This window comes from Comamonas sp. FUJ_7 (genome assembly GCF_057369555.1).
The window spans coordinates 43,128-63,016 of sequence record NZ_JBXXZI010000010.1; the positions used below are offsets into that span (position 1 = coordinate 43,128).

General features: G+C 58.2%; 17 protein-coding genes, 2 tRNA genes and 1 pseudogene. 16 read left to right on the forward strand and 4 right to left on the reverse strand.

Features of this window, described 5'->3' with window-relative positions; genetic code table 11:
* Positions 1-22: 22 nt before the first annotated feature.
* The 8 genes from AC2I9W_RS14850 to AC2I9W_RS14885 all read left to right on the forward strand — a co-directional run bounded on the left by AC2I9W_RS14850 (position 23) and on the right by AC2I9W_RS14885 (position 8,174).
* Positions 23-1,753 carry an FAD-dependent oxidoreductase gene (locus tag AC2I9W_RS14850; protein WP_486410700.1) on the forward strand — a complete coding sequence of 577 codons (1,731 nt, stop codon included), beginning with the start codon at positions 23-25 and terminating at the stop codon, positions 1,751-1,753.
* Between the two features lie 10 nt (positions 1,754-1,763).
* On the forward strand, positions 1,764-3,503 hold the full coding sequence (locus AC2I9W_RS14855) for an FAD-binding protein (RefSeq protein WP_486410701.1): 1,740 nt from the start codon (positions 1,764-1,766) through the stop codon (positions 3,501-3,503).
* Between the two features lie 87 nt (positions 3,504-3,590).
* Complete coding sequence (locus AC2I9W_RS14860; RefSeq protein WP_486410702.1) at positions 3,591-4,658, forward strand: 2Fe-2S iron-sulfur cluster-binding protein; 1,068 nt, start codon at positions 3,591-3,593, stop codon at positions 4,656-4,658.
* A gap of 3 nt (positions 4,659-4,661) precedes the next feature.
* A complete protein-coding gene (locus AC2I9W_RS14865; protein ID WP_486410703.1) occupies positions 4,662-6,284 on the forward strand; it encodes a FadD3 family acyl-CoA ligase in 1,623 nt (540 codons plus the stop codon).
* Between the two features lie 100 nt (positions 6,285-6,384).
* A tRNA-Gly gene (locus AC2I9W_RS14870) sits at positions 6,385-6,460 on the forward strand.
* A gap of 99 nt (positions 6,461-6,559) precedes the next feature.
* A tRNA-Leu gene (locus AC2I9W_RS14875) sits at positions 6,560-6,648 on the forward strand.
* Between the two features lie 232 nt (positions 6,649-6,880).
* Positions 6,881-7,510, forward strand: coding sequence for a DUF6806 family protein (locus AC2I9W_RS14880; RefSeq protein ID WP_158392336.1), 630 nt, complete (start codon positions 6,881-6,883; stop codon positions 7,508-7,510).
* Between the two features lie 76 nt (positions 7,511-7,586).
* Entirely contained in the window at positions 7,587-8,174 is a 588-nt protein-coding gene (locus AC2I9W_RS14885) for a YgjP-like metallopeptidase domain-containing protein (RefSeq protein WP_486410704.1), read from the forward strand.
* On the opposite strand, the gene murI is transcribed toward AC2I9W_RS14885, so the two are convergent.
* The 3 genes from murI to AC2I9W_RS14900 all read right to left on the reverse strand — a co-directional run bounded on the left by murI (position 8,175) and on the right by AC2I9W_RS14900 (position 10,423).
* Entirely contained in the window at positions 8,175-9,071 is an 897-nt protein-coding gene (murI, locus tag AC2I9W_RS14890; RefSeq protein ID WP_486410747.1) for a glutamate racemase, read from the reverse strand.
* Between the two features lie 122 nt (positions 9,072-9,193).
* Positions 9,194-9,736 carry a hypothetical protein gene (locus tag AC2I9W_RS14895; RefSeq protein WP_486410705.1) on the reverse strand — a complete coding sequence of 181 codons (543 nt, stop codon included), beginning with the start codon at positions 9,734-9,736 and terminating at the stop codon, positions 9,194-9,196.
* Between the two features lie 108 nt (positions 9,737-9,844).
* Positions 9,845-10,423 (reverse strand): hypothetical protein, encoded by a 579-nt coding sequence (locus AC2I9W_RS14900; protein WP_486410706.1) that lies wholly within the window; start codon positions 10,421-10,423, stop codon positions 9,845-9,847.
* Positions 10,424-11,388: 965 nt separating this feature from the next.
* On the opposite strand from AC2I9W_RS14900, the gene AC2I9W_RS14905 reads away from it, so the two are divergent.
* From AC2I9W_RS14905 to AC2I9W_RS14940, 8 genes are all read left to right on the forward strand, one after another.
* On the forward strand, positions 11,389-14,364 hold the full coding sequence (locus AC2I9W_RS14905; RefSeq protein WP_486410707.1) for a monovalent cation/H+ antiporter subunit A: 2,976 nt from the start codon (positions 11,389-11,391) through the stop codon (positions 14,362-14,364).
* On the forward strand, positions 14,364-14,729 hold the full coding sequence (locus tag AC2I9W_RS14910; protein ID WP_158392324.1) for a Na+/H+ antiporter subunit C: 366 nt from the start codon (positions 14,364-14,366) through the stop codon (positions 14,727-14,729). The genes AC2I9W_RS14905 and AC2I9W_RS14910 overlap by 1 nt, the downstream gene beginning before the upstream one ends.
* On the forward strand, positions 14,726-16,546 hold the full coding sequence (locus tag AC2I9W_RS14915; protein WP_486410708.1) for a monovalent cation/H+ antiporter subunit D: 1,821 nt from the start codon (positions 14,726-14,728) through the stop codon (positions 16,544-16,546). Before AC2I9W_RS14910 ends, AC2I9W_RS14915 begins: the two co-directional genes overlap by 4 nt.
* A complete protein-coding gene (locus AC2I9W_RS14920) occupies positions 16,543-17,043 on the forward strand; it encodes a Na+/H+ antiporter subunit E (protein WP_486410709.1) in 501 nt (166 codons plus the stop codon). The genes AC2I9W_RS14915 and AC2I9W_RS14920 overlap by 4 nt, the downstream gene beginning before the upstream one ends.
* Positions 17,040-17,318, forward strand: coding sequence for a K+/H+ antiporter subunit F (locus tag AC2I9W_RS14925; RefSeq protein ID WP_486410710.1), 279 nt, complete (start codon positions 17,040-17,042; stop codon positions 17,316-17,318). The genes AC2I9W_RS14920 and AC2I9W_RS14925 overlap by 4 nt, the downstream gene beginning before the upstream one ends.
* The gene (locus AC2I9W_RS14930) at positions 17,315-17,743 is read left to right on the forward strand and encodes a monovalent cation/H(+) antiporter subunit G (protein ID WP_486410711.1); all 429 of its coding nucleotides are present in this window, start codon (positions 17,315-17,317) and stop codon (positions 17,741-17,743) included. Before AC2I9W_RS14925 ends, AC2I9W_RS14930 begins: the two co-directional genes overlap by 4 nt.
* A gap of 53 nt (positions 17,744-17,796) precedes the next feature.
* Positions 17,797-18,174, forward strand: coding sequence for a fluoride efflux transporter CrcB (crcB, locus tag AC2I9W_RS14935; RefSeq protein ID WP_486410712.1), 378 nt, complete (start codon positions 17,797-17,799; stop codon positions 18,172-18,174).
* Positions 18,175-18,390: 216 nt separating this feature from the next.
* Complete coding sequence (locus AC2I9W_RS14940) at positions 18,391-19,269, forward strand: LOG family protein (protein ID WP_486410713.1); 879 nt, start codon at positions 18,391-18,393, stop codon at positions 19,267-19,269.
* A 111-nt stretch (positions 19,270-19,380) separates the two neighbouring features.
* Here the strand turns inward: AC2I9W_RS14940 and AC2I9W_RS14945 are convergent.
* A pseudogene (locus AC2I9W_RS14945) lies at positions 19,381-19,865 on the reverse strand (DUF2199 domain-containing protein).
* Between the last annotated feature and the right edge of the window lie 24 nt (positions 19,866-19,889).

Here is a 19,889-nt window from a genome sequence, read left to right on the forward strand (position 1 = left end):
AAAAATATTCCGGAGACAAGGTATGGCAGAAAAAGAATATGACCTGATCGTCGTGGGTTCCGGCGCAGGCGCCTTACTGGGCGCCATTCGTGGGCAGGAGCAGGGACTCAAGACCTTGGTGGTCGAAAAGACGGATCTTTTCGGGGGAACCTCGGCCTTGTCCGGCGGTGGCATCTGGATTCCCGTCAACTACGATCAGAAAAATGCCGGTGTCAAAGATGATTTGGAAACTGCTTTCAGCTACATGAAGCGTTGCGTGCGTGGCATGGCCACCGATGATCGTGTGCTGGCCTATGTGGAAACGGCTAACAAGATGGCGGAATACCTGCGTCAGATTGGCATTCCTTACCGTGCCATGGCCAAGTATGCGGACTATTATCCGCATATCGAGGGCTCCAAGCCTGGGGGGCGCACCATGGACCCGGTGGACTTCAATGCAGCGAAATTGGGTTTGGCTGCGCTGGAAACCATGCGTCCAGGCCCGCCCGGAAACCAGCTGTTTGGTCGCATGAGCATCAATGCGTTCGAGGCCCACTCCATGCTGTCGCGTGAATTGAAGTCTCGCTTCACCATCATCGGCATCATGCTCAAATATTTCCTCGATTACCCATGGCGTAACAAGACCAAGCGTGACCGTCGTTTGACGGGCGGTCAGGCATTGGTGGCTGGTTTGTTGACTGCGGCCAATAAGGCAGGTGTAGAGATGTGGCGCAACTCTCCGCTCAAGGAGCTGGTGCAAGATGCCTCGGGCCGTGTCACGGGAGTCATCATTGAAAAGAATGGTCAACGCGTGCAAGTCAATGCCAAGCGTGGCGTGCTGCTGGGTGCCGGTGGCTTTGAGCGCAACCAGGAGATGCGTGACCAGTATCTGAATAAGCCTACCAAGGCTGAATGGACGGCCACACCCGTGGGGGGCAATGAAGGCGATGCCCACCGTGCCGGACAGGCCGTGGGTGGGCAGCTGCACCTGATGGACTGGTCCTGGGGTTGCCCCACTATGGATGTGCCCAAGGAGCCGGCGTTTCGCGGCATTTTTGTCGAGCGCTCGCTACCCGGCTGCATGGTCGTGAATGACAAGGGACAGCGCTTTCTGAACGAATCCGGCCCTTACCCTGAGTTTCAGCAAGCCATGCTGGCCGAACATGCTAAGGGCAACGGCGGCGTGCCTGCGTGGATTGTGTTTGACGCCAGCTTCCGGGCCCAGAATCCCATGGGCCCTCTGATGCCTAGCTCGGCCGTGCCTGACAGCAAGGTGCGCAAGAGCTGGCTCAACAATGTCTATTGGAAGGGTGAAACATTGGCGGACCTGGCGGCCCAGATTGGTGTGGATGCAGCGGGGCTGCAGGACAGCGCACGCCGCATGACCGAATATGCCAAGACCGGCAAGGACCTGGACTTTGATCGCGGCGGGAATGTTTTTGACCGCTACTACGGCGATCCTCGCCTGAAGAATCCCAATCTAGGTCCCATCGAAAAAGGTCCGTTCTATGCCATGCGCCTGTGGCCAGGTGAGATCGGCACCAAGGGTGGCCTGCTGACAGACCGCGAAGCCCGTGTGCTCAATAAGCAAGGTGAGGTCATCGAAGGCCTGTACTGCGTGGGCAACAACTCTGCCTCGGTAATGGGTCCTGCCTATGCGGGCGCAGGCTCCACTTTGGGGCCAGCCATGACGTTTGCCTTCCGTGCTGTCGCGGACATGTTGGGTAAGCCGTTGCCTTTGGAGAATTCCCATCTGCTGGGTAAAGCGGTCTGAGGAGCTTGATATGGCGACGAATTCCAAAAAACACATCAGCACTATCAATCCAGTGGGAGCGGCACTGGAAGTACAGTCTGCCGATGAGATCCAATGGGCGGATAGCTCAGATGTGGTCGTAGTTGGCTGGGGAGGGGCTGGGGCCAGCGCAGCTATCGAGGCGCGTGAGCAGGGAGCCGAGGTCCTGGTCATTGATCGTTTCAGCGGTGGGGGGGCCAGCGTTCTATCGGGTGGAGTGGTCTACGCCGGGGGGGGGACCAAGTACCAAAAGGAAGCAGGCTTTGAGGATTCCCCCGAGGCCATGGCCGCTTATCTTAAGCACGAAGTCAATGGGGTGGTCAGTGACGAGACCCTGGCTCGTTTCTGCCGTGATAGCGTAAAGAATCTGAACTGGCTAGAAAAGCAAGGGGCGACCTTTGCCTCCACCATGCCTGCGTACAAGACTTCGTACCCAGCCGACGGTATGTATTTGTACTACTCAGGCAACGAGGTGGTCCCCGCTTATGGCAACCCGACGCTGACCACTAAGCCAGCTCCGCGAGGCCACCGGGTTGTGGCCAAGGGGCAGTCGGGCGCCACGTTTTTTGCTGCGCTCCAAAAGTCCACCTTGTCGCACGGCGCACGTACGCTGACTCAGGCGCGCGTGCAACGACTGGTACGCGAGAAGGAAACGGGTCGGGTCGTGGGTGTTGAGGTCATGGTCTTACCAGCAGGCGATGCGCGTACAGAGCGTCATAAAAAGCTTGATGAATTGGTGGCGAAATGGCGTCTGTATCAGGCACCACGCGCTCAGGCCGCTCGTCGTGAAGCGGCTCAAATTGAGAGCGAGATTGGCGAAAAGCGCTATATTCGCGCTCGCAAAGGCGTGGTGCTCTCTACCGGCGGCTATATCTTCAACTCAGAATTGATGGATCAGCATGCGCCTGCCTACAAGCCAGGCTGGCTGACCGGAGCAGCAGGATGCGATGGCTCAGGCCTGCGCCTGGGCCAGTCGGTTGGCGGAGTGGGTCATGATTTGCACAATATTTCTGCCTGGCGCTTCATTACTCCTCCCTCGGTATGGCCCAAGGGGATAGTGGTCAATACTAAGGGTGAGCGCTTCTGTAATGAGCAGGTTTATGGTGCCAAGCTGGGCTACGAGATGATGGAAAAGCAGGGCGGCAAGGCCTGGCTCATTATTGATAGCAAGCTGCGCAGGCAGGCCGCCTGGCAATGCCTCTTTGGAGGGCTGTGGGCCTTCCAGGCCATGCCCGCGCTGGCGCTGATGTACAAGGTGGCTATAAAGGGCAAGTCTGTGGCCGATCTGGCCAAGAAGCTCAAGATGGATGCAGCTGTGTTGCAGCGTCAGTTTGACAGCGCCAATGCTGCGGCCAGGGGGGAGGCAGAGGACCCCATGGGCAAATCTCAGGATATGCGCCATGAGTTCAAGGGCGGCTCTCTTTTCGCGATCGATATCTCCATCAGTCAGAAGATGTTCCCGCTGGCAGTTCTGAGTCTTGGTGGCCTCAAGGTCAACGAAAGCAATGGCGCGGTGATCGATGCAGCGGGAAGAGATATTCCCGGCTTGTACGCAGCGGGCCGCACGGCAATCGGTGTGGCTTCGTCACGCTATGTCAGTGGTCTGTCGTTGGCAGACTGCATTTTCTCTGGCCGCCGAGCCGGCAAGGCCGCGGCCCAGGGCGAAGCCCAGGCTGCGCAGCAGGCCTCTTCAGTCGCTGTCCCAGCGGCTGTGGAAGCCGTGATTTCCTGACCCCGTAGATGTGGGGGCGATCAAGGGCTGGGGCGCCGGGCCTTGATCGCACAACAAAAGTGAGAGTGAGTAAGGGGTAATAAAAAAATGAGCAGTGAAGCCACAACCAGCGCATCGCGTTATCACCCGCTACGTGTGCGAGCAGTGATTGACGAGACGCACGATACCAAGTCCATTGTGTTTGATGTGCCAGAAGCCTTGGCGGAGCAATTCAGCTATCGCCCGGGCCAGTTTCTGACGTTGAGGCTGCCTATCGAAGGTCGCTATGTGCCCCGCTGCTACTCCATGTCCAGTGCGCCGACTCTCGATGATGCGCTGCGCGTCACAGTCAAGCGCGTGGACAAGGGGCGTGGCTCCAACTGGGTATGTGACAAAGTGCGCGTGGGCGACTCCATTGAGCTGATGCCGCCTTCCGGCCTGTTCTCTCCCAAGAATCTGGCGCAGAACTTCCTGCTGTTGGCCGGCGGCAGTGGCATTACGCCGGTGTTCTCCATTTTGCGCACGGTGCTCAAGCAACACCAAGGCAACGTGGCCTTGTTCTATGCCAATCGTGACGAGCGCTCGGTCATTTTCAAGAAAGACCTGCAGCAGTTGGCCGCAGAGTACCCGGATCGTCTGCAAGTCGTTCACTGGCTGGATTCGGTGCAAGGCGCCCCTTCCCAAAAGCAGCTGTCTGCCTGGGCCAAGCCATGGGTAGGGGATGCAGGTCAGGCTTTTATCTGTGGGCCTGGTCCTTTCATGGATGCCGCCCAGACGGCAATGATTGATGCAGGAATGCCTGCCGATCAGGTTCATGTAGAGCGCTTTGTCTCTTTGCCCGACGAAGAAATGCTGCAGCAGATGCAGGAGGCAGCTGCCTCGGAGGAGGCGGCAGTCGAAGAAGCCGTAGTGCACCTGCGTCTGGATGGCGAGGAGTACGAGTTCACCTGCAGCGGTAACGAAACCATTTTGGAGGCGGGCCTGCGTGCAGGTGTCAATGTGCCGTATTCCTGCCAGGCGGGAATGTGCGCATCCTGTATGTGCCAGGTGCAAGACGGCTCGGTCCACCTGCGACACAACGAAGTGCTCGATGCCAAGGACTTGTCCAAGAAATGGACTCTGGCCTGCCAGTCCGTCCCCACCAGCGAGAAGCTGCGCGTCAAATTCCCGGAGTAATAAATGTCGAATACCAACCAGAATGCGTTGCCGGAGTCTTCTCTGACTTTGCCCGGCATGCTGGCCCATGTGGTCAGCCGCTTTGCCAGCCGTGCCGCGATTGTCGAAAATGGTCAATCCATCAGCTATGAACAGCTGCAGCAACTGAGCCGTCAGGCCGCTCGAGCCTTGATGACGGTGGGAGTGCAGGCCGGCGACCGCGTTGCGCTGTGGGCTCCCAACCTCAGTGAGTGGATTGTGGCTGCTTGCGGCGTGCATGCCGCTGGTGGAGTGCTCGTTCCGCTCAATACCCGTATGAAGGGCGCAGAAGCCGCTGACATTCTGGAGCGCAGCCGCGCCAAAGTGCTGGTATGCGTAGGGGATTTTCTCAATAACTACTACCCTGACTTGCTCAGTGGCTTGCGCCCCAGCACGTTGGAGCAAGTCGTGGTTTTGGGTGACAAAGTCCTACCCAGCGCAGACTTGAGCTGGGCGCAGTTCCTTGCCAAGGCGCAAGGCACGACGGCTGAAGCCCAGCAGCAGCGTGAAGCCCAGATCAAGCCTGACGATACAGCCGATCTGATGTTCACCTCTGGCACCACGGGGCGTCCTAAAGGCGTGATGTGCGGGCATCGTCCGACGATCCTAGCGTTCAAGGCTTGGTCGGATGTGGTGGGGCTGACAGAGGGTAGCCGCTATTTGATCGTCAACCCCTTCTTTCACACCTTTGGCTACAAGGCAGGCTGGGTTGCAGCTTTGCTGCAAGGCTCCACGGTTTATCCCGAGCAGGTGTTTGATGCCGAAGCCATCTTGCGCCGCATTGAAAGCGATCGCATCAGCTTCATGCCCGGCCCGCCCACGCTGTTTTTGTCTATGCTGGCCCACCCCAGGCTCAAGGAGTTTGACTTGAGCTCGCTGGAGTCATCCGTTACTGGTGCATCGACCGTGCCTCCCATTCTGATCAAGCGCATGCGTGAAGAGTTGGGTATCAAGAACGTGACTACGGCCTATGGACTGACCGAATGCGGTGGCTGTGCAACGCTGTGCGATCCCGCTGACGACGTGGAAACCGTTGCTAACACCTGCGGCAAGGCCTTGCCTGGCACCGAAGTTCGCTGTGTTGATGAGCAGGGTCAGTCCGTGGCTGCGGGCGAGGCGGGTGAAGTGCTGCTGCGTGGCTATCACATCATGCAGGGCTATTTTGAAGACGAAAAGGCCACGGCAGAAACCATTGACGCCGATGGCTGGCTGCATACAGGGGACGTGGGCGTGCTCGACGAGCGCGGCTACCTGCGCATTACGGACCGCCTCAAAGACATGTTTATCGTGGGCGGCTTCAATTGCTACCCGGCAGAAATTGAGCGAATCCTCTCCAATCACCCTGACGTGGCACAGATTGCCGTCATTGGCGTGCCGGATGAACGAATGGGCGAAGTGGGCTGTGCCTGTGTGGTTGCGCGCAACGGCGTGTCGTTGGACAAGGATGCCTTCATTGCCTGGTGCCGAGCCAATATGGCGAATTACAAGGTGCCTCGCTTTGTCTTGCAACTGGACACTCTGCCTGTCAATGCCTCTAACAAGGTGCAAAAACGCGATCTGCAGCAAATCGTCAAGGCGAAGCTGGAATCCGCAGCGCAGCCTGCCTGATCAAGGAAAACGACTAAAAGCTGCACGGCTTCTCAAAGCGGCTTGAAATCGTGGCTATAATTCGAGTCTGCTCTGTGAGGCGTACAGCTTTTCAGAAGATGCGGGAATAGCTCAGTTGGTAGAGCGATACCTTGCCAAGGTATAGGTCGACGGTTCGAACCCGTTTTCCCGCTCCAGATTTTGAAAAGGGAAGCAAAAGCTTCCCTTTTTTATTGCTTCGGTCTTATGGCTGGTGCAATACTTCTCGCCAGTGCCCTGTACTGGTTGTGAAGTGGGCCTCGATGGTGAAATTGGTAGACACTGCAGACTTAAAATCTGCCGCCCCTAACGGAGCGTGCCGGTTCGATTCCGGCTCGAGGCACCAGAATTAAAAAGCCTGCTATCTCTTGCATAGCGGGCTTTTTTGTTGGCGGCCCGATTAGCCGCTTGTGCCCAGCAGCTATGCGTAAGGTGGGAAAATCCTCTTCACTGTGATGCTGGCTCTATGGCTTGGCAAGCCGGGTGCGCTGCAAGAAGCTTGCAACAGCCCAGGCTTCGGCACCATATGGCTCGCAGTTCTGTCATGCTGATGGAGCCTGCACTCCAAGAGAATAAAGATGTCTGTTTACAACGCTGCTTTTGAAATTCATGTCCACGGTCAGATTCTGCTCCGTGCGGATGTCACGTATGAGCAGTTGCAAGATGCACTGCGCCCTTTGTGGGCCTATGCAGGTGCTCGCTCCTTGACGGATGGTGAAGCAAGCCTTTACGAGGAAGAGCCGGGAATCCAGTTCAACGACAAGGAGCATGTGCTGCAGATGTGCTGGACGGTGCGTGGTGACGATGATTTTCGCCAGGCTCTGGACGATATGTGCATGGGGCTGAATGAACTGGCCGAGCAGGGTGCTGCCATTGAGGTGACCTTCTACGACACCGAGTTTGACGAAGAAGAGGCACCTGCTGAAGCACAAAGCCGTGATGATTTCCTCATGCTGTTTGTCGGCCCCAACCCTGCAGCCATCATGCAGGTGCAGCGTGACCTGCTAGTGCAGGACGTCATCAACATGATGGAGCGCCACTTCGACAGTGCTGAGCTGGGTGGTGTGGTGCAGGAAATCGACAAGCTGTTTTCCGAGCGCTTTGAGGCGCTTGTCAGCTCTCTGGAGCTGGGCAAGCCGCCGCGCGGTGGCTCTGGCGGCTCTGCCTCTGGTCATGGTGGCAACCGCCGTCCACGCCACCTGCACTGATCACTGTTGCTGAGCTGAGCTCTCTTCAGCCCTCCGCTGCGCTGCAGTTGCCGCTTCGCAGGGTTTGCTACTGGATATGAAACCTATCCCCACGCCCAAGTACACGGGCTCCGTCACCGCACAGCTGCGCAAGGACAAAGCGGCGGCTGCGTCGCCGCTGGCTTTGCCTTATCTGGCCAGCTATGCGCCTTCTTTGCAGCAGCAGGCGCTGAACTGGCTGCACAGCGGCAAGGCCGTTGACTGGTTGTTGGGCAAATATCCGCAAGCCCATGCTGTGCGTACGGACCGGGCGCTGTACGACTATGTCGACGAGCTCAAAGGTGAATATCTGCGCAATGCCGGCCAGTTGCACAAGGTGGCTTACGACAGCAAGATTCATGCGGTGCGCAATGCGCTAGGGCTGCACACGCGACGTGCCATAGCCCATGGTGGAAAGCTTAATGCCCGGCATGAGATCCATGTGGCCGCCATGTTCAAGCAGGCCCCCGATGCTTTCTTGCGCATGATTTGTGTGCATGAGCTGGCTCATATTCGTTTCATGGATCACGACAAGGCCTTCTATCAGCTGTGCATGCACATGGAGCCTGCCTACCATCAGCTGGAGTTTGATGTTCGCTTTTATCTCAGCTATCTGGATACGGGCGCCGAGCCCCTTTGGCGCTGATCAGCTGGCAGTGGCTGCGCTGACTGGACTGGGCACATCGACATGCCGGCAGCAATGGGCTGGCAGGTCTAGCCAGCGCTGGACCGCTGCCTGCAGGGCGCTCAGTCTGCCGGTGGTCATGAGCTGAATTTGCGGGGCCTGGGCCAGATCTCTGGCGGCATCCGTTTCCGGTGCGAGCAAGTTGCGCTGCGCCAGCATGCGCCGGGTCTGGCGGGCGACAGGGGCACCTGTGTCCAGAAACTGAATGTCTGGTCCCATCAGGGCGCGCAGGTCATCTTTGACAAAGATGTAGTGCGTGCAGCCAAGCACCAGCGTATCCATTTGTCCCGTTTTCTGGCCAAAACTACCTAAAGCGCTTGTGTACTTTGCGCAGAGTGCTCTGATCTCGGTAGCTTCCGGATTGTTGGGCAGCTCCTGCTCGGTACTTTGCTCAATCGCCCGGGCCAGACCGTCGCAGGCCTGCAGATGGAATTGCGCTCGCTGCCCATGCTCGGCCACTAGGCGTGCCACGCGCTGACTGCTGATGGTCGCGCGGGTAGCCATCACACCCACATGATGGGTCTGGCTGGAAAAAGAGGCCGGCTTGAGGGCTGGCTCTACGCCGATCAGCGGCAGCTGCGCCATGCGCTCGCGCATCAGCTCCACCGCTGCGGCGGTGGCGGTATTACAGGCAATAACCAGAATCTTGATGTCGTGATGGGTCTGCAGGTACTGCGCAATCGCCAGGCTGCGCTCCTGCACGAAGGCATCGCCGCGCGCGTCGCCGTAGGGCGCATTGCCACTATCGGCCAGATAGACAAAGCGCTCCTGTGGCAGCTCATGGCGCAATGCCTGCAATACGCTGAGACCGCCCACGCCGCTGTCAAAGATACCGATGGGAGATTGAGGGCTGGGCATGGCGCGGGCTGGACGGTGCAAGTGTGGGCAGGAGGGGGTTAGGTCGGTAAGTATGCGCCCCTTGGTGTTGTGAGCACGCTACTGGGGCTTTGGTGCAGTGCGCTGCTATGAGGGCGCAGTGTTCACAGAGGGTCTTGTCCGCTCTGTGCGGTGGGCAGGCCGCACAGAGAGCAAAACTCATCCTCATGCGCGACCTCGTGGCCTGCCGGGCAATGCTTGGTGCGCAAGAGAAAGGGACGTTGCCAGGTAGAGTAGAAGATGCAAAACGCCAGGCCGTAGAACATCATCCAGTGGCCGGAGAAGGCACGCAGGCCTTGCTGGTTGCTCATCTGTTCATGTGAAATGCTCAGGAAAAAGTTGCCGATGGCATAGGCAAACAGACCGTAGCCTGTGTAGCGCATCCAGGTGGGGCAGCCGGCCAGAACCTTTTTCCAGGAAAATTTCAGTCGATTGCCGTTGTTGATGCGCTGCGCAATCAGCACGGCAGGCGCCCAGACCAAGAAAATTCCCAGCATCATGCCCGCCATGAGCTGACCTATCTGGTCATCGGACAGAAGTGCGGCAAAGCGATCACTGCTTCCTGTCAGGGCAAAAAGGTGCATCAGCAGGCTCAGGCTCAGGCCCAGACCGGCGATCAGCATCAGTGGCAATAGAAAAAAACGCATATGAAGGAAGGTGGAAAGGTAAAAAAAGGAGCTGAGAGCGCTTGCCAGTAAAAGGTTTCAGGTGCTTATAAAGCCAGATTCCTTATATGGAAAGGGGAAGGTGCTCATTTATTCTCTTGGCATCGCCAGTCGCACACTTTCAACCCTCATACCGAAGTAAGTCTGGCGTACAGAAAGCAGGGCGGGCATAGGCTGCTCTGGCAGGCGCTCGAACCTATCTTCAGCCACACAGAATTCGAAAAAAAGATAGTTAATGTCTTGCAGCTTGAGCTGGTGGCTGCAGGATCGGCGGCCGGAGCCGCGCTTTTTCTCGGCCATGGACTCCAGGCTGCTTTCTGAACCCATCCAGTGGGTGTAGACCATGGGCCAGCTCACGGCCAGGTTCAGCCAGACGATCAAAATGGTAAAAGCCACGCACATTGGAGCCATCAGCATGCGCTTGACGGGGCCATAGTCCAGCCAGGGGCCGGCGGGCTTCCATTGACCGCTCTTGTATGAGCGGCGCAACCACAGCAGGCCCGCGCCGGTCAAAAAGACAGACAGATACAAGGCCCGCAGCTGCCAGGCATCGCTGGGCACAAAGCTGCGCCACAACATGGGCGGCAGCGCCCCAAGCATGAACAGCAAAAGAAGGCTGATCAGCCATTTCTGAGAGCGCGAGGTGTTGGGGCTCCATAAGACGTTCATCGTTTCGTCTTTCTGATCGAGGCTGCAATGCGGTGTGTCTGCCGCGTGCTTGCGGTGTGTCTAAGAGGGGGGCTGCTATTCGTAATATTCTCAGGCGCTGAGCATTGCGGTGGCCAGCGCCTTGTCGCCGGTAAAGCGCGATAAAGCGTCAAGCACCCGAAGTCTGCCTTGGGGCGTGAGTCCGTCTTGCCACCAACGCACAGGCCTATGCCTATAGGCCCGACGGATTCGTGGATGATCTCGCCCCATGCGCCTATCTGCGCGTAAAAGTCGGCTATTTCTTGCGGCAAGGCATGAGGCTTGCCTTGCCATTGGCTTCGGTCCTGAGGGCGTAGCTCGCCCCAGGGCAAGAGCAACTGGCGGATTTCATCACTGCTGTGCATCTGAGTGGGCTGTGAATTTCACAATATGGAGTTCATTGAGCAGCTTGCCGTGCCGGCTGGCGGCCAGCTGGCGGTGCCAAGGCAAAGCCGCCGCGAACTTGAAAATGGGGTCAGCGAGGCTGAACTTGCGAGGAAGCCGCTCCATAGCTTGCTAATGCGAGAGTGCCTGAATATATTCCATCAGCCATATGTCTGGCGATCAGGCTGCTTGGATTAGCTGCTATGAAAAAGTGATTGATGCGGCCATGGTTGGCAGCTGCACACTCGCAGAAGCTGAAATTGCTCAGCCGGGGTTACACGGGGCCGGGCACTCTGTACGACGCTATTTCGACACCGGCCGGTTGCTTCGTGTATGCATGGCTTGGCAGACGAATGAAGTTTGGCAAGAATGACTGAATCTGAGCGCGCAGTTGCATGCACAAGGGCCGAAGTCCGCATTGACGGACTTGATTATTTGCATCTAACCCGCTGTTTTGATGGATTTTCTGTCCTCAATTGAAGGTGAAAAGCAGTCTAAAGTCTGTGAAATGCTCAGGTTTTTATAGCGGTAGAAATGATGCGACCCTCTAAAATAATCCGCCCATGCCCTTGATTTACCTCATCCTCCTCCCCTTTGCAGGCAGCCTTTTGGCTGCCTTGTTGCCTGCAAATGCGCGCAATACGGAATCCACTCTTGCAGGTGTCATTGCGCTGATATGTGCAATACAGGTGGGAATGCTATTCCCGGAAATGGCCGATGGTGCCGTGCTGAGGCAGGAGGTTTCCTGGCTGCCGGCTTTAGGCTTGAATCTGGTGATTCGCATGGATGGCTTTGCCTGGCTGTTTTCCATGCTGGTCTTTGGCATAGGGGCGCTGGTGGTGCTGTATGCGCGCTACTACATGTCGCCCACGGATCCGGTACCGCGCTTTTTCTCGTTTTTTCTGGCCTTCATGGGGGCCATGGCGGGTGTGGTGCTATCGGGCAACATCATCCAGCTGGTGTTCTTCTGGGAGCTGACCAGTCTTTTCTCCTTCTTGCTGATCGGCTACTGGTATCACCGCAAGGATGCACGACGGGGCGCGCGCATGGCCCTGACGGTGACGGGAACGGGCGGCTTGGCCATGCTGGTGGGTATGCTGGTGCTGGGTCATATCGTGGGCAGCTATGACCTCGACAATGTGCTGGCAGCGGGGCAGCAGGTTCGCGATAGCCACCTTTATCTGCTGGCATTGGTTCTTATCTTGCTTGGTGCCCTGACTAAAAGTGCGCAATTTCCGTTTCATTTCTGGCTTCCCAATGCCATGGCAGCGCCGACTCCGGTGTCGGCTTACCTGCATTCGGCGACCATGGTCAAGGCCGGTGTGTTCTTGCTGGCGCGACTTTGGCCGGTGCTGGCGGACACGGATGCCTGGTTCTGGATGGTCGGCGGCGCTGGTGCGCTGACACTGCTGATTGGCGGCTATTGCGCGATGTTCCAGCATGATCTGAAGGGATTGCTGGCGTATTCGACGATCTCGCACCTGGGTCTGATTACCTTGCTGCTGGGCCTGAACAGCAAGCTGGCCGCAGTGGCCGCCGTTTTTCACATCATGAATCACGCGACCTTCAAGGCTTCGCTGTTCATGGCGGCCGGCATTGTCGATCATGAAAGCGGCACGCGCGATATACGGCGATTGTCGGGACTGCGTTTCATGATGCCTATCACCGCCACGCTGGCCTGTGTGGCGAGCGCAGCTATGGCGGGCGTGCCTTTGCTCAACGGCTTTATCTCCAAGGAGATGTTTTTTGCCGAAACCGTTTATCTCGATGCGGCTCCCTGGGTAAAGACCGTGCTGCCTGTGGCGGCGACCGTGGCGGGCATGTTCAGCGTTGCCTATTCGCTGAGGTTCACGGTCGATGTGTTCTTTGGCCCCAAGGCCACCGACCTGCCGCATGAGCCCCATGAGCCACCCCACTGGATGCGGGTGCCGGTGGAGCTGCTGGTACTGGGATGCTTGGTGGTGGGTATTTTCCCCGCCTGGGCGGTGGGCGGCTTTCTCGCGGCAGCGGCTGCGCCAGTGGTGGGCGGTAGCTTGCCCGAGTACAGCCTTGCCATCTGGCACGGCTGGAATATGCCGCTCATCATGAGTCTGGTGGCGCTGGTTGGAGGTATTGTGCTCTACACCATGCTGCGCTGGCAGCGTACGGCCGGTCACTTTGACACGACCCCTGTGCTGGGGCGCATCAGCGGACGTCAGATCTTCGAGAACCTGCTCGCTCGCATCACTTGGCTGGGGCGTGCAGGGCGGCGCAATCTGTCCACACGCCGCTTGCAGTGGCAAATGCTGTGGCTGATCTGCATTGCCTTGGCCGCCGCCGCGTTGCCGCTGTGGCTGTGGGGCATGAAGCTGGGCAACCGCGGCACTTTGCCGGTGTCTTTTGCTTTTGTGCTGCTGTGGGCGATTGGCTGCCTTTGTGCACTGGGCACGGCCTGGAAAGCCAAGTATCACCGTATGACGGCGCTGATCATGCTGGGCGGTACAGGTCTGTGCACGGTGTTGACATTCTTGTGGTTCTCCGCGCCTGATCTGGCATTGACTCAGCTGGTGGTGGAGGTGGCGACGACGGTACTGATTTTGCTGGGCCTGCGCTGGCTGCCCAAGCGAGACAAGAATATGCGCACGGCAGACAACGCCGATGCCCGTGCCAAAGCGCGTCGCCTGCGTGATCTGGTTTTGTCGTTGATTGCCGGTGGCGGCATGGCCTGGCTGGCCTTTGCCATGATGAGCCGTCCTTTCTATGAAAGCAGCTCTACCTTCTTCCTGGAGAACGCCCTGGGCGGCGGCGGTGGTACCAATGTGGTGAACGTGACGCTGGTGGACTTCCGAGGCTTTGATACCTTTGGTGAAATCGTGGTGTTGGGCATTGTGGCGATGGTCATCTACGCACTGCTCAGGCGCTTCCGTCCAGCACGTGAAGCCATGGATATCCCCGAGCAGCAGCGCTATGTCCCTGGCGACTTGCAGACCGACTTGCTCAACCCGCGCAATGCCAGCGATACGGCGGTGGGCTACCTCATGGTTCCGGCGGTGCTGGTTCGCTTGCTGCTGCCTTTTGCGACGCTGGTGGCTGCCTATGTCTTCATGCGCGGGCACAACCAGCCTGGTGGCGGGTTTGTGGCAGGTCTGGTGTTTTCGGTGGCCTTGCTGCTGCAATACATTATTTCCGGCACGCATTGGGTGGAGGCGCATTTGCCGCTGTATCCGCGCCGCTGGATTGCGGCCGGTCTGCTGTTTGCATTGGGAACAGGTCTTGGGTCGCTGGTTGCTGGCTACCCCTTCCTGACCAGTCACAGCTTTGATCTGCATATGCCCCTGATTGGCCATGTGCACATTGCCAGCGCCACTTTCTTTGATATTGGCGTGTTTGCGCTCGTGGTGGGCTCCACCATGCTGATTCTGACGGCGATTGCTCACCAGTCGGTGCGCGGCCATCGTTTCCACGCGCGTTTGCTCGAAGAGCAAGAACAAGAGGCCAAAAAGGCGGAGGCCGCGGTGCAAGCTGCTACGGCCCAAGCACTGGCCCGGGGAGGTATGTAATGGAAATTATTCTGGCCATTGCCATCGGTGTGCTCACCGGATCGGGCGTCTGGTTGCTGCTGCGTCCGCGCAGCTATCAAGTCATCATGGGCCTGGCTTTGCTGTCGTATGCGGTCAACCTTTTCATCTTCTCCATGGGGCGCCAAGGACTTTCCATCAACAAGGTGCCGGTACTGCAAAACGGTGTCCCCACCGATTTGTCCCACTATGCCGATCCCATGCCACAGGCATTGGTGCTGACGGCCATCGTCATCGGCTTTGCCATGACAGCGCTGTTCCTGGTGGTGTTGCTGGCCTCGCGCGGCTCCTCAGGTAATGACCATGTGGATGGCCTGCATTCGCGCACCGAACAGGAAATGCTATGAGCGGCTGGATTGATCGTTTGATGCCGCATCTGATGCTGGCCCCCATCATGCTGCCCATGCTGACGGCAGCGCTGATGCTGTTTTTGCGGGAAGAGCGCCAGCGGTTGAAGCTGGGCATGAATATTCTGTCCACCAGCGTCAGTCTGGTGATTGTGGTCATGCTGCTGAGCTGGACCAACCAGGCTGGCTCCACGGTCACCATGGCGGTCTATATGCCCGGCAATTGGCCCGCGCCGTTTGGCATTGCGCTGGCACTGGACAGGCTCACCGCCTTGATGCTGTTGGTCACTTATGTGGTGGCTCTGGGGGCATTGGTGTTCTCTGCTGCGCGCTGGCACAAGGCAGGAGTGCACTTCCATCCGCTGTTTCAGTTGCAGTTGATGGGCTTGAGCGGGGCTTTCATCACCGCAGACCTGTTCAACCTGTTTGTGTTTTTCGAGATCATGCTGGCGGCCTCTTATGGCTTGCTGCTGCATGGCTCTGGCAGTACACGCATTCAGGCGGGGCTGCACTACATCGCGATCAATCTGGCAGCGTCTTCGCTGTTCCTGATTGGGGTGTCCATGCTCTACGGCATCACGGGCACCCTGAACATGGCGGATCTGGCCCGCGCCATTCCGCAGGTGCAAGAGGCCGACCGGGGCTTGCTGCACGCCGCAGCGGGTGTGCTGGGAACGGCGTTTTTGATCAAGGCCGCGCTATGGCCGCTGAACTTCTGGCTGGTTCCCGGTTACAGCGCCGCCACGGCACCGGTAGGTGCGCTGTTCGCCTTGATGACCAAGGTGGGCGTCTATGTCATCTTGCGGCTGTGGACGCTGATGTTCAGCTCTGAGGCTGGAGCGTCGGCGCTGTTTGGCAGCACCTGGCTGATTTTGGGCGGCATGCTGACCATGGCGTTCGGTGCTATTGGCATGCTGGGCTCGCAGCGACTGACCCACCTGGCCGGCTTTGCGGCCATTCTGTCATCGGGCACGTTGCTGGCTGCGACGGGCTTTGGACAGAACTTGCTGACCGCGGGCTTGCTGTACTACCTGCCGGGCTCGACCCTGGCGGTGGCTGCCTTGTTCCTGATTGCTGATGTGGTTGACCGCTGGCGTGTCGATGATGATGCGGGCGAGCCCTATGAGGACGATGAGGCTCCTTTCCTCAATGCCGAGCTGCTGCCGACCCAAGGCTTCAATCTCGACGATGACGAGGAGCTCATCATCGGTCGTCCCTTTCCGGCAGCTGCAGCATTTCTGGGCCTGAGTTTCATGGCCTGCACTTTGCTCATCTCAGGGCTGCCGCCTTTGGCGGGCTTTGTCGGCAAGTTCGCCATGCTGACCAGCTTGCTCAACCCTCTGGGCATCGGGCCATCCAGCGGCATGAAGGCTGGCGCGTTGGGTTGGACCATGGTGGCTTTGCTCATCATCACCGGCCTGATGGCCTTGATTGCGCTGACACGGGCAGGTATTCGGCATTTCTGGGCCAATCCTGAGCAAGGCGCGCCGTCGCTCAAGGTGGCGGAAGGCTTGCCCATCGGAATGCTGCTGGTCTGCTGTGTGCTGCTGACGGTCAAGGCTGATGACGTCATGCGCTATACCCAGCGTGCCGCCAATGCACTGCATTCGCCCGATGTTTATGTACGCACCGTCATGGGCCAGACTCCAGTGCCGCCGCCCAAGGACAAGAAGGCTCAGGAAGCGGCTGGTGTTGAGGGGGCAGCCCGTGCCGCAGCACTGGAGATGCAGGCCGAGCCAGTGGCCGGTATTGAAGCCGAGGCAGAACCAGACGCTGCAGCACCGGCAGATATCGCCAAGAAAGAAGAGCGTCCATGAAAAAGTTCATGAAATCGATTTTTCCTGCGCCGCTGCTGTCGGCGGCCTTGCTGGTGCTGTGGCTGCTGCTGAACCGCTCGATGAGCGCTGGGCAGATTTTGCTGGGCTTGATTCTGGGGCTGTCCATTCCTGTGCTGCTGCGTGGCCTGCGCCCTTTGCCGGTGCATGTCAGTCATCCTCTGACCATCTTGAAGCTAGCGCTGCGTGTGGTGTGGGATACCTCCGTGTCCAACTTCAACGTGGTGAAGTTCTTGCTGTTTCCACGCCTGCGCCGCCAGAAAGCGGCCTTTGTGCATATTCCGCTGGAGTTGCGCGACCCCAATGGTCTGGCTGTGCTGGCCATGATTGTTTGCATTACCCCCGGCACGGCCTGGGCGGAGATTTCGCGTGACCGATCCATGCTGCTCATCCATGCGCTTGAAGTGGGAGAGGTGCAGCAACTGGTGGACCATATCAAGCAGCGTTACGAGCGACCGCTGATGGAGATTTTTGAATGAACCCCTGGTTTTATTGGGTGTTGATGGCTTCCATGGGCATGCTGCTGGCGGCCATGGGCTGCTCGGTGCTGCGCTTGCTCAAAGGTCCGCATGCACAGGACCGTGTGCTGGCGCTGGACTGCATGTATCTCAACGGCATGCTGGCCATGCTGGTCATGGGCATTCTGTATGACAGCATGCATTACTTTGAGGCAGCCTTGCTGGTGGCTCTGTTCGGCTGTGTGGGCTCTACCGCCATGGCCAAGTTTCTGCTGCGTGGTGAGGTGATCGAATGAGTACCGAAGTCATGGGCGTTGACCTGCCTTTGTGGGCGCAGATTCTGGTGGCGGCTCTGGTGTTCGGTGGTGCGCTGATTGCGCTCATGGGCTCCATGGGGCTGTGGCGGCTCAAAAGCTATTTCGAGCGTGTTCATGCACCGTCCATCATCGCCACCATGGGCTGCTGGCTCATCATGCACGCCACCTGGATTTACTTTTCTGTCAGCGGGCAAGGCTTTGTCATGCACTCGGTGCTGATTGCCATCTTCATCGCTGTGACCGTGCCTATCACCACCATCTTCCTCATGCGCGCAGCGCTGTTTCGCTCTCGCCGTGCGGGCGAGAACGTGCCTCCTACGCTCAGCAATCTGGTGCTCAACGAGCCGCTGGAGGAAGAGGAAGCGGCCGAACTCGAAGAGAAGCCATTGGCTGCCAAAAAATGAAAGAGAGCCGCTGCTACTGTCCGGGGTAGACGTCTTGCGCTAGATTGGCAGTCATGCTCAATATTTTTGCCATTTGCCTGGGGGCCAGCTTGGGCGCCCTGTCGCGCTGGGGGCTGGGGCTGTGGCTGAGCGTCGGGGGCACAATGCCCTGGGGTACCTTGGCAGCCAATCTGATCGGAGGCTATCTGATCGGCGTTTTCATCGCGCTGTTTCAGTCCGTGCCTCAGCTTGATCCAGCCTGGAAGCTGGCCATCATCACCGGCTTTCTGGGGGCGCTGACCACGTTTTCCAGCTATTCGGCGGAAGTCATTGGCTTGCTGCAGCAGCAGCGCCTGCTCGCGGCGGCGGCCTGGGCTGGCGTGCACCTGCTCGGTTCTTTGTGCATGACGTATCTGGGCTTGCTGAGCTTTGGAGCCTGGCTGGGGCGCTGAGCACCTGGCACCATTGCGCACTATGGCGACAAACTGCTTCATCGCGCATGGGTGAAATACTCTGATGGGCTATAGCTTTGTGAGCGTATAGTGCAAGCATCATCTGCACTACAGGTGTATTTGATATTGAAGTGTTTGACGGATGGGCGGTCAGTGCTACTAAATCTTTATGGATGAGTGGCCCGTATTGCCCAGCATTCCAAGAATTGAGGCGCCATGCAAATTTCTTCACCTCTGTCCGATACCGATCTGGCCAATGCTTGGGCAGAACTGCACAACCAGGCGCATAACGGCAAAGAGCTGGAACCTCAGTCGAATCGTCTGGCTTTTGCCGACCCCGAGTTCATGTTCCGTCGCGAAACCCGTGGCATCCGCATGCAGCTGGAAATGCTCAAACCCGATCTGACCCAGATCGAGCGTGGCATCGAGCATACGGTGGTGGTGTATGGCAGCGCCCGTTTTGTCGATATGGAGCAGGCGCGCAGCCAGCTGGAAGAAGCACGAGCCAGCGGTGATGCGCAGCGCATGGCGCTGGCCGAACGGGGCATGCGCAACGCCGAGCGTTATGAGGCCGCCCGCGCCTTTGCCCGCATTGTGGCTACCGAAGGCATGAAGCAGGCGCCTAGCGAACGCTTCTACATTTGCACCGGCGGTGGCCCCGGCATCATGGAGGCCGCTAATCGCGGTGCGCATGATGCGGGAGCGCCCAATGTGGGGCTGAACATCTATCTGCCCCATGAGCAGCATGGCAACCCCTACATCACGCCGGAGCTGAGCTTCAAGTTCCATTACTTTGCGCTGCGCAAGATGCATTTCATGATGCGTGCCAAGGCGCTGGTGGCCTTCCCCGGCGGATTTGGCACCATGGACGAGCTGTTCGAGGTGCTGACACTGGTGCAGACCCACAAGAGCAAGCCTGTGCCCGTGATCCTGTTTGGCACGGAGTTCTGGAAGCGGGTGCTGAACTTCGATGTGCTGGTGGAAGAGGGCACCATCTCGGCCAAGGATCTGAACCTGTTTCGCTATACCGACGATCCGGCCGAGGCTTGGTCGTTCATTCAGCAGTTCTATCAGACCGGCTGGAACAACGCATAAGCGAGCAAACCATGCAAAAAGCCGCCGGAAGACTTTCTTTCGGCGGCTTTTTTTGCTCATGAATATGTAGCTGCTAGCGCTTGATGGATAAGCGTTTGAGTCTTTTTTTGCTTAAACTCCGTGCAGAGACTGCTCGGCCAGTTGTTGGGCGCGTTCGATAGAAATGCCTTCATGCTGATCGATGACCAGGGCGTCGCTTTCCTCATCGCTGCGGTGCAGCAAAACAAGTGGGCGAGTGCCATTGGCCTGAATGTGCACATCGGCAGGGCGTGACTTTTGCGTGGGATAGACGGCAATCAGGTTGGATAGCCAGCCAAAGAAGATGGGTCTTCGGGCGGCCTGTCATAGGAGTCCAGATAGCGGTGAAAGCTGGCTTCACTGGCCGACACCCTGAGGCCCCAGAAAAAGGGCTGGTCCACGCCGTGAATCGGCACTTTCAGAATGGCGCGCACAAAGTATTGCGTGCCTTCGGGGTGGGCGATGACGCAGAGGTCGTCGCTCAACTCGGCCCATTCCTCGCGTTCTTGCTCGCTCAGGCGTCGGTAAGGGGAAGGGGGCGTCGAAGGCAAAGCTTGGCGATCCTTCGTGGATCTCATCCCACTTGCGGCACCGGTAGGCGA

Excerpts from the sequence above, each read along its gene's own strand:
- AC2I9W_RS14885 (WP_486410704.1), top strand. The coding sequence starts at position 7,587 with ATGAAACCTATCCCCACGCCCAAGTACACGGGCTCCGTCACCGCACAG.
- AC2I9W_RS14940 (WP_486410713.1), top strand. The coding sequence starts at position 18,391 with ATGCAAATTTCTTCACCTCTGTCCGATACCGATCTGGCCAATGCTTGG.
- crcB (WP_486410712.1), top strand. The coding sequence starts at position 17,797 with ATGCTCAATATTTTTGCCATTTGCCTGGGGGCCAGCTTGGGCGCCCTG.
- murI (WP_486410747.1), bottom strand. The coding sequence starts at position 9,071 with ATGCCCAGCCCTCAATCTCCCATCGGTATCTTTGACAGCGGCGTGGGC.
- AC2I9W_RS14910 (WP_158392324.1), top strand. The coding sequence starts at position 14,364 with ATGGAAATTATTCTGGCCATTGCCATCGGTGTGCTCACCGGATCGGGC.
- AC2I9W_RS14905 (WP_486410707.1), top strand. The coding sequence starts at position 11,389 with ATGCCCTTGATTTACCTCATCCTCCTCCCCTTTGCAGGCAGCCTTTTG.
- AC2I9W_RS14880 (WP_158392336.1), top strand. The coding sequence starts at position 6,881 with ATGTCTGTTTACAACGCTGCTTTTGAAATTCATGTCCACGGTCAGATT.
- AC2I9W_RS14850 (WP_486410700.1), top strand. The coding sequence starts at position 23 with ATGGCAGAAAAAGAATATGACCTGATCGTCGTGGGTTCCGGCGCAGGC.
- AC2I9W_RS14860 (WP_486410702.1), top strand. The coding sequence starts at position 3,591 with ATGAGCAGTGAAGCCACAACCAGCGCATCGCGTTATCACCCGCTACGT.
- AC2I9W_RS14900 (WP_486410706.1), bottom strand. The coding sequence starts at position 10,423 with ATGAACGTCTTATGGAGCCCCAACACCTCGCGCTCTCAGAAATGGCTG.
- AC2I9W_RS14930 (WP_486410711.1), top strand. The coding sequence starts at position 17,315 with ATGAGTACCGAAGTCATGGGCGTTGACCTGCCTTTGTGGGCGCAGATT.
- AC2I9W_RS14925 (WP_486410710.1), top strand. The coding sequence starts at position 17,040 with ATGAACCCCTGGTTTTATTGGGTGTTGATGGCTTCCATGGGCATGCTG.
- AC2I9W_RS14855 (WP_486410701.1), top strand. The coding sequence starts at position 1,764 with ATGGCGACGAATTCCAAAAAACACATCAGCACTATCAATCCAGTGGGA.
- AC2I9W_RS14865 (WP_486410703.1), top strand. The coding sequence starts at position 4,662 with ATGTCGAATACCAACCAGAATGCGTTGCCGGAGTCTTCTCTGACTTTG.
- AC2I9W_RS14895 (WP_486410705.1), bottom strand. The coding sequence starts at position 9,736 with ATGCGTTTTTTTCTATTGCCACTGATGCTGATCGCCGGTCTGGGCCTG.
- AC2I9W_RS14920 (WP_486410709.1), top strand. The coding sequence starts at position 16,543 with ATGAAAAAGTTCATGAAATCGATTTTTCCTGCGCCGCTGCTGTCGGCG.
- AC2I9W_RS14915 (WP_486410708.1), top strand. The coding sequence starts at position 14,726 with ATGAGCGGCTGGATTGATCGTTTGATGCCGCATCTGATGCTGGCCCCC.